Origin of the sequence: Paraburkholderia sp. MM5384-R2, from assembly GCF_014201025.1 — a bacterium.
Taxonomy (GTDB): domain Bacteria; phylum Pseudomonadota; class Gammaproteobacteria; order Burkholderiales; family Burkholderiaceae; genus Paraburkholderia; species Paraburkholderia tuberum.
On the sequence record NZ_JACHDI010000008.1, the window covers coordinates 166,266 to 182,323 of the forward strand.

At 61.9% G+C, this 16,058-nt stretch carries 10 protein-coding genes and 3 pseudogenes; 8 read left to right on the forward strand and 5 right to left on the reverse strand.

Annotated features, from left to right (window positions below; translation table 11 throughout):
* The first annotated feature begins 223 nt into the window (after window positions 1-223).
* From guaB to HDG37_RS15765, 6 genes and pseudogenes are all read left to right on the forward strand, one after another.
* On the forward strand, window positions 224-1,684 hold the full coding sequence (guaB, locus tag HDG37_RS15740; RefSeq protein WP_184049163.1) for an IMP dehydrogenase: 1,461 nt from the start codon (window positions 224-226) through the stop codon (window positions 1,682-1,684).
* Window positions 1,685-1,690: 6 nt separating this feature from the next.
* Window positions 1,691-2,434 carry a hypothetical protein gene (locus HDG37_RS15745; RefSeq protein WP_184049166.1) on the forward strand — a complete coding sequence of 248 codons (744 nt, stop codon included), beginning with the start codon at window positions 1,691-1,693 and terminating at the stop codon, window positions 2,432-2,434.
* A 213-nt stretch (window positions 2,435-2,647) separates the two neighbouring features.
* Entirely contained in the window at window positions 2,648-4,231 is a 1,584-nt protein-coding gene (guaA, locus tag HDG37_RS15750) for a glutamine-hydrolyzing GMP synthase (protein WP_013089680.1), read from the forward strand.
* Between the two features lie 307 nt (window positions 4,232-4,538).
* A pseudogene (locus HDG37_RS15755) lies at window positions 4,539-5,748 on the forward strand (tyrosine-type recombinase/integrase).
* 34 nt (window positions 5,749-5,782) lie between these two features.
* Window positions 5,783-6,253, forward strand: coding sequence for a GIY-YIG nuclease family protein (locus HDG37_RS15760; RefSeq protein ID WP_184049169.1), 471 nt, complete (start codon window positions 5,783-5,785; stop codon window positions 6,251-6,253).
* A 299-nt stretch (window positions 6,254-6,552) separates the two neighbouring features.
* Window positions 6,553-6,723, forward strand: a pseudogene (locus tag HDG37_RS15765) (nucleotidyl transferase AbiEii/AbiGii toxin family protein); the annotation flags it as partial.
* A 294-nt stretch (window positions 6,724-7,017) separates the two neighbouring features.
* Here the strand turns inward: HDG37_RS15765 and HDG37_RS15770 are convergent.
* Together HDG37_RS15770 and HDG37_RS15775 are read right to left on the reverse strand one after the other, a co-directional pair.
* Window positions 7,018-7,500, reverse strand: coding sequence for a GNAT family N-acetyltransferase (locus HDG37_RS15770; RefSeq protein WP_184049172.1), 483 nt, complete (start codon window positions 7,498-7,500; stop codon window positions 7,018-7,020).
* Between the two features lie 73 nt (window positions 7,501-7,573).
* The gene (locus HDG37_RS15775) at window positions 7,574-7,768 is read right to left on the reverse strand and encodes a DUF1778 domain-containing protein (protein WP_260334877.1); all 195 of its coding nucleotides are present in this window, start codon (window positions 7,766-7,768) and stop codon (window positions 7,574-7,576) included.
* 103 nt (window positions 7,769-7,871) lie between these two features.
* Between HDG37_RS15775 and HDG37_RS15780 the strand changes: the two are divergent.
* A pseudogene (locus HDG37_RS15780) lies at window positions 7,872-8,006 on the forward strand (integrase); the annotation flags it as partial.
* 45 nt (window positions 8,007-8,051) lie between these two features.
* Window positions 8,052-10,763: a DEAD/DEAH box helicase gene (locus HDG37_RS15785; protein ID WP_311541399.1), complete on the forward strand. Its 2,712-nt coding sequence runs from the start codon at window positions 8,052-8,054 to the stop codon at window positions 10,761-10,763.
* A 93-nt stretch (window positions 10,764-10,856) separates the two neighbouring features.
* Here the strand turns inward: HDG37_RS15785 and HDG37_RS15790 are convergent, their stop codons facing one another.
* From HDG37_RS15790 to HDG37_RS15800, 3 genes are read right to left on the reverse strand one after another with little or no spacing between them, the layout of a single operon-like run.
* Window positions 10,857-12,041, reverse strand: a complete 1,185-nt coding sequence (locus HDG37_RS15790; protein ID WP_090800543.1) for a Wadjet anti-phage system protein JetD domain-containing protein — start codon at window positions 12,039-12,041, stop codon at window positions 10,857-10,859.
* Window positions 12,038-15,409 carry an ATP-binding protein gene (locus HDG37_RS15795; protein WP_184049175.1) on the reverse strand — a complete coding sequence of 1,124 codons (3,372 nt, stop codon included), beginning with the start codon at window positions 15,407-15,409 and terminating at the stop codon, window positions 12,038-12,040. Before HDG37_RS15795 ends, HDG37_RS15790 begins: the two co-directional genes overlap by 4 nt.
* Window positions 15,402-16,058, reverse strand: coding sequence for a DUF4194 domain-containing protein (locus tag HDG37_RS15800; RefSeq protein ID WP_090800540.1), 657 nt, complete (start codon window positions 16,056-16,058; stop codon window positions 15,402-15,404). The genes HDG37_RS15795 and HDG37_RS15800 overlap by 8 nt, the downstream gene beginning before the upstream one ends.

Below are 16,058 nucleotides of genomic sequence, written 5' to 3' on the forward strand. Positions count from 1 at the left end.
GCCGCTCGACAGGGTACCTGCCGCGAAAATGCCGCCGGCTCTGCCCCGATTTCGCCTGCGACCGCGCAATCGAAACCCGTTCGAACCCGACGCGAACAGGCAAGCGAAATCGACGCAGGCCGGAGCGGCAAAAAATCGTCTGAAATTCGCTAAGCTGCTGTTCGCGCAGTGAAAACCGGGGTGGTATCGCGTATAATTCGCTTTTGCGCCTATAGGATTTGCCATGCGTCTGATCCAAACAGCACTCACGTTCGATGACGTGCTCCTCGTCCCGGCCTTCTCCGATGTTCTGCCGCGCGACACCAGCCTCAAGACCCTGCTGACCCGCAACATCTCCCTGAACATGCCGCTCGTGTCCGCCGCGATGGACACGGTCACCGAAGCACGTCTGGCAATCGCCATGGCGCAAATGGGCGGCGTCGGCATCATCCACAAGAACCTCACGCCGGCCGAGCAGGCGCGTGAAGTCGCGAAGGTCAAGCGTTTCGAGTCGGGCGTCGTGCGCGATCCGATCACCGTGCCGCCGCATATGAAAGTGCGCGACGTGATCGCACTGTCGCGCCAGCATGGCATTTCGGGTTTCCCGGTCGTCGAGGGCTCGCAGCTCGTCGGCATCGTGACGAATCGCGACCTGCGCTTCGAAGAGCGTCTGGACGAGCCGGTGCGCAACATCATGACGCCGCGCGAGCGCCTCGTCACCGTCAAGGAAGGCACGCCGCTCGCCGAAGCGAAGGCGCTGATGCACAGCCACCGCCTCGAGCGCGTGCTGGTCATCAACGATGCATTCGAACTGCGCGGCCTGATGACCGTCAAGGACATCACCAAGCAGACCGAGCACCCGGATGCATGCAAGGACGAGCACGGCAAGCTGCGCGCGGGCGCGGCGGTCGGCGTCGGCGCGGACAACGAAGAGCGCGTCGAGCTGCTCGTGCAGGCCGGCGTCGACGTGATCGTCGTCGATACCGCGCATGGCCACAGCATGGGCGTGCTCGAGCGCGTCAAGTGGGTCAAGCAGAACTTCCCGCACGTCGAGGTGATCGGCGGCAACATCGCAACCGCCGCGGCCGCCAGGGCGCTCGTCGAATACGGCGCGGACGGCGTCAAGGTCGGTATCGGCCCGGGCTCCATCTGCACGACGCGAATCGTCGCAGGCGTCGGCGTGCCGCAGGTCACCGCTATCTCCAACGTGTCCGAAGCGCTGAACGGCACCGGCGTGCCGGTCATCGCCGACGGCGGCGTGCGCTTCTCGGGCGACGTCAGCAAGGCGCTCGCGGCGGGCGCCAGCGCGGTCATGATGGGCAGCATGTTCGCCGGTACCGAGGAGTCGCCGGGCGAGGTATTCCTGTACCAGGGCCGCCAGTACAAGTCGTACCGTGGCATGGGCTCGGTCGGCGCCATGAAGGACGGCGCGGCGGACCGCTACTTCCAGGACAACTCGGCCAACATCGACAAGCTGGTGCCGGAAGGCATCGAAGGTCGCGTCGCGTACAAGGGTTCGGTCAACGCGATCCTGTTCCAGCTGATCGGCGGCGTGCGCGCGAGCATGGGCTACTGCGGCTGCCGCACCATCGCCGAAATGAACGAGAAGGCCGAGTTCGTGCAGATCACCGGTGCGGGCCTGCGCGAGTCGCATGTGCACGATGTGCAAATCACCAAGGAAGCGCCCAACTACCACGTGGACTAAACGCCCATGAAGCCACTCCTGCGCGTTGTACTGATGCTCGATGCGTTGTTGCTGCTGGCGTTCGGCCTGCTGTTCGTGCTGACGCCGTGGACCTCGCTGTACGACGCGTTGCAACTGGTGCCAACGGAGCCGATGCTGGTCGGCCAGGCGTTCGGCGTCGCGCTGATCGGGCTCGCGTGGCTCGCGGTGCATGCTTCGTTCGACGGGGCGCTGACCTCGACGGTCGCGAAGGTCGTCGGTCATGTGCACTGGCTGATCGGCGTGCTGATGCTGGTCTGGCTGCTGGGGCTGCATACGCCGTCGCTGACCGGTTTCGGCCAGATGGTGGCGGTGCTGGCCGGTGTCGTGCTGGTGGTGATCGGGCTCGGCGGCGTGCGACTGTCGGGTGCGGTGCGGCGGCGCGAGAAGGGGATCGTGATCAAGCCCTCGTCAAGCAAGGCCGACAGCCGTGCCGATAAGCATGCCGCGAAAGAGGCCGAAAAGGATGCCGCACGGCAGCGTGAACCCGAACGCGACAACGTGCGCGAGCCGCGTGCCTCATCGGGCTTTCCGGTCTATCACGCCGAGCCGGTGCCAGAGCCCGTCGTGCCGGTCACGCGGCCGGCCAATCCGGCTGCCGCGGCTTCCGTTGCCACTAACGCGCCGCTTCATCCGGCCGCAAGCGAGCCCGGCCAGAGCGAGTCCGAACGCGCCGCACGCGACACCAGCAACGACGTGCCCGGCGCACCCCGCCCGCCGTTTCATGGTTGAAGCGCCGCGCGCCAGGCCGTTTGCCGAAGCTACCGGATTTCGTTTGCGCGCATCGCAGGCGGCGGGTTCCGTGGTTGGCCGCGCCCTTGTGCTTCATCGTAATTGGCTGTCCGCGCCGCGCCAAGACCGTCGCCGCGCGGACCGCTTTGAATTCGACGCCGCGCCTCGCGCGCGGCATTCCGTATCCGCTCACTTCTGATTCCGTCCGCTGCCATGCATGACAAGATCCTGATTCTCGACTTCGGTTCGCAAGTCACCCAACTGATTGCACGTCGCGTTCGCGAAGCCAACGTGTATTCGGAAATCCATCCGTACGACGTCGACGCGTCGTTCATCCGCGACTTCGCGCCGAAGGGCGTGATTCTGTCGGGCGGCCCGAGCTCGGTCACCGAGGAAGACACGCCGCGCGTGCCGCAAGCCGTGTTCGAACTCGGCGTGCCGGTGCTCGGCATCTGCTACGGCATGCAGGCGATGGCGCAGCAGCTCGGCGGCAAGGTCGACATCGGTCATCTGCGCGAATTCGGCTACGCCGAAGTGCGCGCGCGCAACCATACGAGCCTGCTCGAAGGCATCAGCGACTTCACTACGTCCGAAGGCCACGGCATGCTGAAGGTATGGATGAGCCACGGCGACAAGGTGCTGGAGATGCCGCCGGGTTTCGCGCTGATGGCATCGACGGAATCGTGCCCGATCGCCGCGATGGCCGACGAACAGCGCCGCTTCTATGGCCTGCAATGGCATCCGGAAGTCACGCACACGGTGCAGGGCCGCGCGATGCTCGAGCGCTTCGTGCTGCAGATCTGCGGCGCGAAGGCCGATTGGGAAATGGGCCACTACATCGACGAAGCCGTGGCGAAGATTCGCGAGCAGGTCGGTAACGAGCACGTCATTCTGGGCTTGTCGGGCGGCGTGGACTCGTCGGTGGCGGCGGCGCTGCTGCACCGCGCGATCGGCGATCAACTGACCTGCGTGTTCGTCGACCATGGCCTGCTGCGCCTGAACGAAGCCGAGCAGGTGATGGCGCTGTTCGCCGATCACCTTGGCGTGAAGGTGATTCACGTCGACGCGAGCGAAGCATTCCTCGGCAAGCTCGCCGGCGTGACCGATCCTGAAGCGAAGCGCAAGATCATCGGCGCGGAGTTCGTCGAAGTGTTCCAGGCCGAAGCCGGCAAGCTGACCGACGCGAAGTGGCTGGCACAAGGCACGATCTATCCGGACGTGATCGAATCGGCGGGCAAGGGCAAGAAGGCCGCGCAAACCATCAAGAGCCACCACAACGTCGGTGGTCTGCCAGAGACGCTGAACCTGAAGCTGCTCGAACCGCTGCGCGAGCTGTTCAAGGACGAAGTGCGCGAGCTTGGCGTGAAGCTGGGTCTGCCGCACTCGATGGTGTATCGCCATCCGTTCCCGGGTCCGGGTCTGGGCGTGCGGATCCTCGGCGAAGTGAAGCGCGATTTCGCGGACCTGCTGCGCCGCGCGGACGCGATTTTCATCGAGACGCTGCGCAACACGATCGACAAGGAAACCGGCAAGTCGTGGTACGACCTGACGAGCCAGGCGTTCGCGGTGTTCCTGCCGGTCAAGAGCGTCGGCGTGATGGGCGACGGGCGCACCTACGAGTACGTCGTCGCGTTGCGCGCGGTGCAGACGCTCGACTTCATGACCGCGCATTGGGCGCATCTGCCGCATGAACTGCTTGGGCATGTGTCGAACCGGATCATCAACGAAGTGCGCGGGATCAACCGGGTCGTCTACGACATCTCGGGGAAGCCGCCTGCGACGATCGAGTGGGAGTGATTGGGCATCTGGCACGTACTGGCACGACCTGGCAGTAAAACACACCTAAGCCCACGTAATTGTGGGCTTTTTTCGTATTAGACGTTGGCAACGTCTGGCACGGTAGAGCACCGGTAAGCAGCATTTTTGCGTGGTACTTCCAGTGGTATGATTCGCGCGGATACCATATGCCTCGCCCGATACCATAGACGCCTTTCCGGCGCCGCATGGTATCGAATTTTCGTAATGCTCTGTTTTTTAAGCCAATTCAGGCGTTTCGAGAGGCTATTTTCGAGCATGGTATTTTCTGCCTCTCTGGACGGATACCATGCTGACCGATACCAAGCTGCGCAATCTAAAGCCGCAGGAGAAGCTCTACAAGGTCAACGATCGCGACGGCCTCTATGTCGCGGTCACGCCTGCCGGTTCAATTTCGTTCCGCTACAACTACTCGATCAACGGACGGCAGGAGACGCTGACGTTCGGGCGTTATGGCGTCGGCGGCATCACCTTGGCTGAAGCCCGCGAGAGGCTGGGCGAGGCCAAGAAGATGATCGCGACCGGGAAGTCGCCGGCCAAGGAGAAGGCTCGGGACAAGGCGCGCGTCAAGGATGCGGAGACGTTTGGAGCTTGGGCGGAAAGTGACTGCGGGGCTACCAGATGGCCGAATCCACACGCAACATGCGTCGCTCGGTCCTCGAGCGCGAGTTAAAGCCGAAATTCGACAATCAGAAGCTGGTGGAGATTACCCACGAGGACTTGCGCGCACTGACCGATGCCATCGTGGAAGAGGCGCACCGGCAACCGCAGTGCATGCCCGCGAGGTAGTGTTGCAGGTCTATCGCTGGGCCATCGAGCGCGGCCAGAAGGTCGAGAACCCGGCAGAGTTGGTGCGCCCGACGAGCATCGCCAAGTTCGAGCCGCGAGACCGTGCGCTGACGCCTGACGAAATCGGCTTGATGTATCAGTACATGGAGCGCATTGGCACTACGCCATCCATCCGGGCGGCGGCCAAGCTGCTGCTGCTGACGATGGTGCGTAAGAGCGAGCTGACCAATGCGACCTGGAGCGAGATCAATTTCAGTGACGCGCTTTGGACGATCCCCAAGGAGCGGATGAAGCGGCGCGTTCCGCACCTGGTGTTCCTGTCCCGGCAGGCGTTGGATATCTTCATTGCCCTTAAAACCTTCGCTGGCGGGTCGGACTATGTGTTGCCATCCCGGTACGACTCAGACGCGCCGATGAGCAGCGCCACGCTCAACCAGGTGCTGACACTGACGTACCGGCTGGCGCAGAAGGAGGGTAAGTCGCTCGCCAAGTTCGGACCGCATGACTTACGGCGCACGGCAAGCACGCTGCTGCATGAGGCCGGCTACAACACGGACTGGATCGAGAAGTGCTTGGCGCACGAGCAGAGGGGCGTCAGAGCCGTTTACAACAAGGCCGAGTACCGCGAACAGCGCACGGCGATGTCGCAGGACTGGGCCGACATGATTGACGAATGGACACTGAAGCGGTCGAAGGGGCCAGCCAGTTGAAGTCTACCGCTAGGCCGCCAGAGAAATCGTACCAATGAACACGCACTATGTTTATCTAATTGCCTGCCGAGGCGAAAACAAGACTTACGTAAAGATCGGTTTGACATCGAGCATTCAGCGTCGCCTATCAAATATCCAGACAGGATGCCCGCATCCGATAACGCATGCTTTCGTTGTGCGATCTGCGTATCGTGAAGAAGTTGAGGGCCTAGAAAAGCTTCTGCATATTCTTTTAGAACCAGAATGCCTTCGTGCTGAGTGGTACGAGGGGACAGAGAGCTTTTTTGAAACGCTTGATGCCGTGCTTTCGAGAATAAATGAAGGTGGGTTCACCCACGAAGATTTTTGGGACATGCCAGACTTCGTGGGTCCGGGGTTCGAAATCATGCTGCATCGACATGAGTTTCAGTTTTTAAGAATTCAACTGCCTATTCGAAAGGGCTGTGATCCGATTGAGAACGCTCAAGACACATGCGCAGCGGAGATTGCCGACATCTTGCTGTGAGAGCTGTCTAACTCGTCCTCGGGTTTCATTGACACTTGAGGGGCGCAGCATTTAGCCGCTAAAGGGAGCGACGGAGCCGCCCGTCACGACAGACGGACTGAGACCGGGGCGGTTCAGTCTTGTGGTTGGTGACGGTAAAAAGTCGTTCCAACCATGCGCAATGACTCAGGATTTTTGCTACCAAGCAGCGGCTGTTGCCTCATGTAATTCGCTACCCGTCAGAATGCTGGCGGGGAGCGACTTATGACGAGGCGGCCGCCTGCATCCGATCTACCAGATCACCTTGCCGGGAGACCTCGATGGACACCTGGCTTGGTCATCGGGATCGGCGCTACACCGACCGCGTACGACTGCTCGTCGAGATTCTGCCGGCCTTGGCGCAAGAGCCTCACTTCGCGCTCAAAGGCGGCACGGCGATCAACCTGTTCGAGCACGACCTGCCCCGGTTGTCAGTGGACATTGATCTGGCCTGAACTGCCGGCGCGTGCTGAACAGCGGGGTTGAGCTCAGTCCTTGGGAGGGTTATACGTGCTCCGCTTCAGACCTAAAACCTCGGCCAGCCTTTCTGAGCGTCATTCGTCAGCTTCGGTACTACATGCCAGGGCTTCATGAAGCCGGGTTTCGGTCGTGCGCAAGCTCGTACACGGACAGCAATTTCCGCTGTCCACGGCACGTGTACCGACGTAAATTTTGGACAATTCTGTAGTGGCGGAAAGTTGGTCAGGTAAAGAAAAGCCGCACCCTGCGGCTTTTCTGCGCACTCGTCATGCCAATCGGAGCATGAGTGTGAGGGCATGAATCGGAGAAGGTGTGAACCCGCACGACTCATAGAAAGCCGCTGCGTGTGCGTCAATCGCATGCACAAGCATCGCACGTACGCCAAGATCTTTTACGATCGAGCTAGCGCGATTGAGGGCGTCCTTCAAAAGGGCAGCGCCGAGTTGGATGCCTTTTGTATTTACGTCTCGCGCTAGCCGGCCAATCACAACCACCGGAATTGGATCCGGCATATTTCGACGAAGGTTGCCGGTTGCATCGACGTGGGCAACGGCTCCAGCCGCGAGGGCATAGTAGCCGTAGACGCGGCCGGTATCATCGGTCGTTACAAATACACGGCTTGCCCCACAGTTGCGGTTAATCAGGGCGCGCCGCTTCAGCCTGTCGTCAAGCTCCAGCCTTCCGCAGGAAAAGCTGGCAACGCCGTGCTCGGCCAGCAGCGGCTGCGGAGCAGAAAGCTTCCGATTCATTCGCTGTTTTCATTCCAAGGGGTTTTCACGTCCATAAGACGTGCAAGACCCGCGTTTGCGACTTTCGGCGCGTCTAGCAATTCGGTGAACTGCTTAATTTTTCCGAATCAAGCCCAAAGAAAGTGCGATCCAGGACGACGGCCTGAGCGCGCTCGCAAGCGGCCTCCAACATAAAGTCAGAGCGGTTTTTGCCAAGCAGGCTCGCGGCGTAATCGATCAGATCACGTTGCTCTGGCAAGGCGCGAAGATCAATAGGTGCGTCGCGCATGATGCACTCATACCGTATCTACGATAGATATACGTATGGATAGAGCGATGTATATCTGATGTCAATACGCGCCGTGGCAGAATCAGTCAGGTTTCAGCCTGGCGACTGGATCGAGAAGTGCCTGGCGCACGAGGACGGACGTTCCTCGCGCTCGATCTACAACAAGGCAGAGTACGCCGAGCAGCGGCGCCACATGCTGCAAGAGTGGGCCAACATGGTCGATGCCTGGATCGACGGGTAGAGCTACGTGCCGAAACTATTGCCCGAGAATGAGGTAGTGCCGGTGCTGAGTGCCACCTTGTGTGTCGAATCTGCGGGCGATGGAGGACGAGGCCCGGGATATACTGTGTGTCCTCTTTTTTACCGAGCCGGTAGGCAATCGAGGACGCCTTACGGACTCGATCTGGAGGGCGGATTCAGCCGTTGGCGGATTGGCTGGATCTGCCCGCGTGGGAGGCAATCCGAGACCCGCTGGACTTCGCATTGTTGGAGCGGGTCGGTCGCGCAAATATCACGTCAAGTCATGACTAGCAAACACTCTTCCACCAAGTCACGTCGATCCTCGAAGCTTTCCCGCATCCACGCCCCCGATCACATGTCGCCCGCCGACTGGCAGCGCGCCTTGCGTCGGCAATTCGGGCAAGAGCAAGCGTTCTCGCTGGAGAATCTCGGGACGGAGACGTATTTCTCCGAATTCCGCGTCGGCAATCCGGAGTCGAACTTCAGCTATCGCGTGTCGATTCGTGGGGCCTGCCCGGGCGACAACTTTTGCGACTGTCCCGATTACGCCACCAACGAACTCGGCACCTGCAAGCACATTGAATTTACCTTGTCGCGACTGCTGCGCAAGCGAGGCGCAAAGGCGGCCTTCGCCCGTGGGTATCAGCCCGCATTCTCGGAGCTGTATTTGCGAAGCGAGGGAGGGCGAGCGGTCCATTTTCGCGCCGGCGCGGATTGTCCGGCAAAGGTAGCCAAAGCGGCCGCCGCTTTGTTCGACGAGTCTCGGCGATGGCATCTGCCGGAGGACCGTTTCGAAGATCTCGGGCGCTTTCTCTCCAGGGTGGCGAAGGCCGGGCACGAATTGCGCGCCCATGACGAAGCGCTCGATTTCATCGCCGGCCGAAACGATGCGGCGCGCCGTGCCAGGATGCTCGACGGGCAGTTTCCGCAAGGAGGGGCGACGCCCTCGCTGAAGAAGCTGCTCAAGGTGCCGCTCTATCCGTACCAGGCCGAAGGCGCATTGTTCGCCGTGCGTGCCGGGCGCGCCTTGATCGGCGACGAAATGGGCCTCGGCAAGACGGTGCAGGCCGTCGCGGCGGCGGAAATCCTGATCCGGCATTTTGGCGTGTCGAAAGTGCTGGTGATTTGCCCGACTTCGCTCAAGTATCAGTGGCAGAGCGAGATCACGCGGTTCTCCGGCCACGCTTCGAGGGTAGTCGCGGGCGGCCTTGCCCAGAGGCGGGGCGAATATGCGGCCGAGGATCTCTACAAGATCACCAACTATGAGAAGCTGAAATCGGACCTTGAGATGATTTCCGCGTGGGCGCCGGAGCTGGTCATCGTCGACGAGGCGCAGCGCATCAAGAACTGGAACACCATTGCGGCGAAGGCTCTCAAGCGAATCGACAGCCCCTATGCCGTCGTGCTGACGGGAACGCCTCTCGAAAACAAGCTGGAGGAACTCGTTTCCATCGTTCAATTCGTCGACCAGCACCGTCTCGGGCCCACGTGGAAGCTGCTGCACGAACATCAGGTCAAGGACGAGGCGGGACGCGTGACGGGATACACGGGCCTCGAGAAGATCAGCCAGACCCTGGCACCGATCATGATACGGCGTCGCAAGTCCGAGGTGCTGCTGCAGTTGCCCGGGCGCACCGACCAGAATGTGCTGGTGCCCATGACCGAGCTGCAGATGGCGTATCACACGGAAAACGCGGACATCGTGGCCAAAATCGTCCGGCGCTGGCGTAACACCAGGTTTCTGTCGGATCAGGACCAGCGGCGCCTCACCTGTGCTTTGCAGAACATGCGCATGTCGTGCAACAGCACCTATCTGCTGGACCAGGAAACCGATCATGGCGTGAAGGCCGACGAACTGGCGACGTTGTTCGAGTCGCTTTTCACGCAGCCGGACGAGAAAGTCGTGGTGTTCAGTCAATGGACGCGCACGCATGAGATAGTCATTCGCCGGCTCAAGAAGCTCGGCATCGGCTACGTCAGCTTCCATGGCGGCGTGCCGTCGGAAAATCGGCCCGCGCTGGTGCAGCGCTTTCGGGACGATTCGGACTGTCGGGTATTTCTGTCGACGGACGCAGGTAGCACGGGGCTCAACCTCCAGCACGCGTCGACGCTCGTGAACATGGATCTGCCGTGGAACCCGGCGGTGCTGGAACAGCGCATCGCGCGCATCTATCGGTTGGGCCAGAAAAAGCCGGTACAAGTCGTCAATTACATTGCGAAGGGAACGATCGAGGAGGGCATGCTGTCGGTGCTGGCTTTCAAGCGCTCGCTGGCGGAAGGCATCCTCGATGGCGGCGCCAGCGAAATTCTGCTCGGTGGTTCGCGCCTGACCCGCTTCATGAAGGATGTCGAAAACGTCGCGGGGCGCATGGGAGAGAGCGAGGTCATGGCCGCGGCGGAGGAAGCCGCGAGCGGCGCAGTCGTGTCCGGCGACGCGGCGCGTGACGCGAGCGTCGTGGAAACCGACCTCGCCGGTACCGGAGAGCGGCCTCAAGCTTCGACCATCCATACAGCGCAACGAGGCGCGTCCTTCGAACCGTGGTCAGGGTTGCTGCAGTTCGGCGCGGCGCTGGCGTCGGCGTTGAACGAGCCGGGCGATGGCGCGGTTGCCGCACACCCGTGGGTCGAGCGCGATGCCGTGACGGGCGCGCGAAGTCTCAGGTTGCCGCTGCCGTCTCCCGAGACGGCAAGACGACTGGCTGAGGCGCTGTCGACGATCTCGGATGCTCTGCTGCGCAACGGCAGCGCAAACTAAAGTCGCTGAACGTGGGGAGTTGGGGCAGGCATCTTCGAGGCGGCCTGCTTCGAGTCGTATTCGAGTTGTACCTGGCGGTGAGACGGGGAAGTTCTAAGCGCAAGCCCGCTCTTCGAGCGCCGCCCTGACCCACCCGAATCCCACGCGCTCCTGCTCGAGCCGCAATCCATGGCGAATCCGGTTGTCGCGGAGGTCATCGAAGAGTTCCCGCTCTTTGGCCGTGAGCCGCGGCAGATCGCGCGTGACCTGATCGCCTTCTTCTCCCCAGAACGCTTCATGCGCCACCAGCGTCGCGCGGTCCATCAAGAACGATCCAACATGCGGGAACCGGCTGCGCAATTGATCGAGAATGGCGAAGCCGTGCGTGTCGATATCGCCCCAGTAGTGGAGCGCACAGTCCGTCAGCCATCGCGCCGGCTCGAGAGCTTCCCAACCGTAGCCCGCCCCGAAGAGCACGATCGACTGCGGAACGTCGGGAAACGCCAAAAAATTTATCTCGTTTTCCGTAATGAACACGTGGCGGCATGGCAGTGTGAGGCGCGCGAAGCTGTCAGCGTCGAGTGCGATGTCGGGCCGGCCCATGCCGGGCAGAACGGCGAGCCTGTCATCGAGCGCGCGAAATCGAATCCGAGGCGGCTTCTCGCGGAACCCGTAGCGAGCAGCGAATTGGGCGGCGGCTGTCCGGCTGCTGTCGATTGACTCCGACGGCAGCACGAGATCGAGCCATTGGGCGAGGACGCCGCGCCGCGCCTCGATGAATTTCGTGTCGACGTTGGCGATTTCGGCTTGGCGAAGATATACGCCCGGCTGCGGATGTGCTTGCAGCCAATCGACGACTGCCAGCAGTCGTTCCCAATCGCCTGCGAATTCGAGTGCCTGCAACGGGCGCTGCGCAAGCCACGTGGTGAGCTTCGGCTGGCGGGAGCGCGTGATTTCGAGCAGCCGCTCGAACTGCGCTGCGTCGCGGCGCTTGCCGGCGACCGCGAGCGCGTCGTCCAGACTGTCCACCCAAGCTGCTTGTGGTAAACGCTGCAGGCCGAGAATTCGATGATTGATTTCTCGCCATTCGATGCGTACGCGCGGTGTCGCGGCAATCTCCGCGATCCATGCGCGTACCGCGTCGAAGCGTTCGGCCAATTCGGACGAGCTCGGGCCTTTTATCGTCAGACGTAGCGGGAACAGCCCCTCGGTGCCGTCTACGAGGCTCCGCAGCCATTCGCCACGCTCCCATAGGCGCTGGAGGCGAACGCGCAGTTCGGCGGTCGTCGTCCAATTCATTGCTCGAACTCCGCCTTGCGCGCGCGGTACTCCTCGATCGACAGGTTGCGCAGCTTCGAGGCGCGTCCGCCCTCGTTCTGAACGAATCCGACGCTCGAAACGAACGGCTCGATGATGTGAATCTTCTGCAGCGGCGTGACGATCAGCAGTTGCAGGTTCAGTTTTTGAAACAACGTGAGACCGTATTGCGCCGATTCGTCGGAGCCTCGTCCAAACGCCTCGTCGATGACGACGAAGCGGAACGATCGAGAACGCACGGCGCCCCATTCGAGGCCGAACTGATAGGCGAGACTCGCGGCAAGGATCGTATAGGCGAGCTTTTCCTTCTGGCCGCCCGATTTACCGCCCGAGTCCGAATAGTGCTCGTATTCGCTGTCGTCCTCATGCCAACGCTCGCTGGCGGCGAACAGAAACCAGTTGCGCACGTCGATCACTTTGGCGCGCCAGCGCCGGTCCTGCTCGGTCAACCCTTCGCGGCCGCGGAAGCGGTCAATGATCCGTTTGACTTGCAGGAACTTGGTCTCCGAGTATTGGCTATCGTCCGAGCCGGTGAGTTCGCCCTCGGTGCAAGCGCGCAGGTCGCTCTGGAATTCGCGGATCTCCGCGTCGGGGCTGGACTGACTCTCGAGGACGATGTATCGGCCCGCGTTGTAGTCGATTTGTCGCAACGATTCGTTGATGCGTTCGATCCGTTCCTTGATCGTTTGCCGTTCGCGGGCGAGCTGGCCGTGGAAGTTGGCGATCTCGTTGATCGTATTGACGTTGAGCAGCTCTTTGAAACGCGCTTCGAAGCGCGGCAGATCGTCCGCTTGCAGCCGCGCGAGCATGTCACGGTACTCTGAGGTCGCGTCGAGGCTCGCATCGAAATCGGCCGTTTCGAGCTTGTAGGCATCCTTGAAGGCCGCCATGGCCTTGACGATTTTTTCGGCAAGGCGGCCGAGCGACTTCGTTTCGTTGTCGATACGGGTTGTCAACGCCTCTCGCACGTCCCGCTCGCGGTTGTCGCATGACTCGACGGAAAGCTGGTGTTCGCCGAGAATCTCCGCTCGCAGCGCCTCGATTCGCTCGGCAAGTTCGGCCTTCACTTCCGCAACGAGCGCGTGCGTCTCGTCGCGCAACGTTTGCGCTGCCTCCCGCCTGGCCAGGATACCGCCCAGTTCCGAGTCGGTTTCCGAGATCGCCGCTTCAATCTCTGTCAACGACGCTTGCGCCGAATCCAATTGGGCCGTTAGTTCCGCGAGGGCGTCGCTTGCCGCTTCGAGGCGGGCTTTTTCGTCTGCCAGACGGGCGATCGCGGTCGCGCAGCTTCCCCAGTCGATGTCGCGGAAGTCGACGAACTCGCCGATGCGCGCAAGCGCTTCGAGCTGCTCGCGCACCTTCGCGTGCTCGCTTTGAGCTTCTCCAAGCTTCTGTCCGATCTCGCCAAGCCGAACCTCGAGCGCTCGCCGTTGTGCTTCGAGGGCGGCAATTTTGGCCGTGTTGCTCCAACCCAGCACGTAGCGGCTGCGATCGTCAAGCGCGTGGCGGTCGTCTTTTTCGTGGCGCTCGCCAGGCGCTTTCGCCTGGCCCGCACGCGTGATCGCGCGCATCTCGCGCCGAAACTGCTCCTGCGTATCGCAGCATGCATAGTCGAACCGGCGGCCGATTTCGCGCTCGAGCCAGCCATAGAACAGCGAATCGGGCTTGATCGCGAGCTTGTGCGCGAGCGAGTGGCGGTGTAGCTCGATGGCCTCGGCTGCACGCGCGGCGCGTTCAGAGCGCACGCGAAAGTAGACGAGCCGCCCCCGGAGATGAGTGCGATCGACCCACGCCGCGACGTTCGCATAGTGCTCGTCGGGCACGAGCAGCGACAGGCCGAAGTTGCGCAGGACGCGCTCGGCGGCGCCCTCCCAATCGCGCGCATCCTCTTGCACCTGAATGAGTTCGCCGGCGAACGGCAGGGCGTCTTCCTCCAGACCGAGCGCCGAGCATAGGCTCGCCCGCATCGCGACCTGTTGCGTCGGGATGTTGTTACGTCGAGCTTTCAGGCTCGCGATTTCGTCCTCCAGCAGATCACGCTGCGCTTTGCCTTCGCGAAAGGCCACGCTCCATTCGGTAATCGCATTTTGCTCTTGCGCTTCGTCGTCGACGAGCGAGCTACGCCGCTCGGCCAGACGTTGGCGTTGGGAAGCGAATGCGGCCTCGTCCGTGGCCTCGGTTTCGCCGAGCAGCGTAACGATGGTGGCATAGCGTTGCGCGCGTTCGCGGCGACGCGCGCTTTCTCGCTCGTGCTGGCGGATTTCGACCTCGAGTTGCGCGATGCGATCGCCGCCGTGTTCGGCCACGGCGCGGCGCAAATCGTCCACGCGCTGGCGCGCCTGGTCGCGCGCTTCTTCGTGCCGCGCCTTGCGTGATATTGCACGCGCGTGATCCTCGTCGAGCAATTGGAGGCGGTGCTCGATGAGGCCGAGCTTGAGCCCGGCGAAGTAGGGTTTCAGTGCTTCACGGCACGCTCGCCAGCCTTCGAGAACGTGTCCTTGCTCGCTGTGGCGATCGCAGTCGTCGACGAGCGGTGTCAGCAGTTCCACCTGGCGCTTGGCTTTCAGTACCGCCTCGTGCGCCCGATTCAGATCGTCGAAGTGAGTGATCAGTGCGTCGACGCGCGGCGCAACGTCGAACGGCTCAAGCATGTGGCTGCGTACGAAGTCGGTGAGATTGCCCACCGATTTCATCGATACCGTTTGATGGAAGAGCTCGAGCGCTTGCTCGTTTTCGATTCCGAAGCGCCGCCGGAACCAGGCGCTGTATTTCGGAAATGTGTCCTCGATTTCGGCACCCAGCCCGCGCAGCTTTTTGCGCAGCTGGGCGATCTCGGTGCCGAAGCGCGAGAAGTCAGCGGCGATCGAGAGATCGCGTTCGGCACAGACGAAGAATCGCGCGGGTTGAGCGTGTGCGTCTTTCATCCAGAACACCTGCGCGAGTGTGACTGTGGCATCGTACCCGGCGTTACGAAACACGCCCAAAATCACCGAATAGCTGTTATGGTCGCGCAGGCTCACGGGCTTGGCCGTCCCCGTGACCTCGTTGCGCTCCGACTTGTAGTAGCCAAGCACATACGAGCGTAACGTACGTTCCTTGCTGTCCGCGCCTGCCGCCTTGTTGTAGGCGATGCGCTGCGCGGGCACGAGGAGGGTGGTGATGGCGTCGACGAGCGTCGACTTGCCGGAGCCGATGTCTCCTGTCAGCAGGCCGTTGCGGCCATCGACCCGCAGCACCCAGACTCGTTGGTCGAAGGTTCCCCAATTGAAAACCTCGAGCCGCTCGAGGCGAAAGCCCGTCAGGGCGTCGTCGACTGCAAAATCGAGGCCGAGCGTACGCGGCTCATTCATCGCGACTCTCCTGTTGGTCAGAAACCGTCGAATCTTGAAGGTGGTGCGCCCGATAGCTCGCGAGCCGCGCGTCGAAATCGAGCAGCCATTGCGCATCGACGAACGCCTTGAGAATGCGCCGCACCTCGAATGTGGGCGGTCCGCTCGTGGTCTTCATCCGGCGTAGGAAGCCGAGCTCGACGATCTTGTTCACGTGTGTATCGATCTGATCGACCAGGCGCGCCTCGTTGGTGCTCGCGGGAAGGAATACGCGTACGAGCTCGACGATGTCCTCGCGCGCAAGGACGAGCCGCGTGTCGCCGCCGCCAGCATCCCATTCCGCCAGCTTCTTTCGCAGCAGCGCGAGCAGCAGGCTCACGGGGAACGAGAGTGGCCGCCGGGCAACGAGCCGGGGTAGCTTAGCCTGTTCCCCATCGACTTCAGCGTCATGCGCGGCGCGGCTTTTTACGAAGGCGTAGCCTTCCGCCTCGTCCACGACGAGCTCGAGGCCAAGCACGGCGACGTAGTCGCGCGCGTGCGTCTGCAATTCGAGCAGTGCGGCCCAGAGGCGCTCGTTTCCATCACGATAAACCACGCCCTTGAGCAGAGCGATGGCAACTGTCGACAAATCACCTCGACCAGGCGACGAGGCTTGCTGTTCTTCCGTCAT

Coding starts and splice junctions, on each gene's coding strand:
- HDG37_RS15790 (WP_090800543.1), bottom strand. CDS start 12,041: ATGAATTGGACGACGACCGCCGAACTGCGCGTTCGCCTCCAGCGCCTA.
- HDG37_RS15775 (WP_260334877.1), bottom strand. CDS start 7,768: ATGCGCGACGCACCTATTGATCTTCGCGCCTTGCCAGAGCAACGTGAT.
- HDG37_RS15745 (WP_184049166.1), top strand. CDS start 1,691: ATGAAGCCACTCCTGCGCGTTGTACTGATGCTCGATGCGTTGTTGCTG.
- guaB (WP_184049163.1), top strand. CDS start 224: ATGCGTCTGATCCAAACAGCACTCACGTTCGATGACGTGCTCCTCGTC.
- guaA (WP_013089680.1), top strand. CDS start 2,648: ATGCATGACAAGATCCTGATTCTCGACTTCGGTTCGCAAGTCACCCAA.
- HDG37_RS15800 (WP_090800540.1), bottom strand. CDS start 16,058: ATGACGGAAGAACAGCAAGCCTCGTCGCCTGGTCGAGGTGATTTGTCG.
- HDG37_RS15795 (WP_184049175.1), bottom strand. CDS start 15,409: ATGAATGAGCCGCGTACGCTCGGCCTCGATTTTGCAGTCGACGACGCC.
- HDG37_RS15770 (WP_184049172.1), bottom strand. CDS start 7,500: ATGAATCGGAAGCTTTCTGCTCCGCAGCCGCTGCTGGCCGAGCACGGC.
- HDG37_RS15760 (WP_184049169.1), top strand. CDS start 5,783: ATGAACACGCACTATGTTTATCTAATTGCCTGCCGAGGCGAAAACAAG.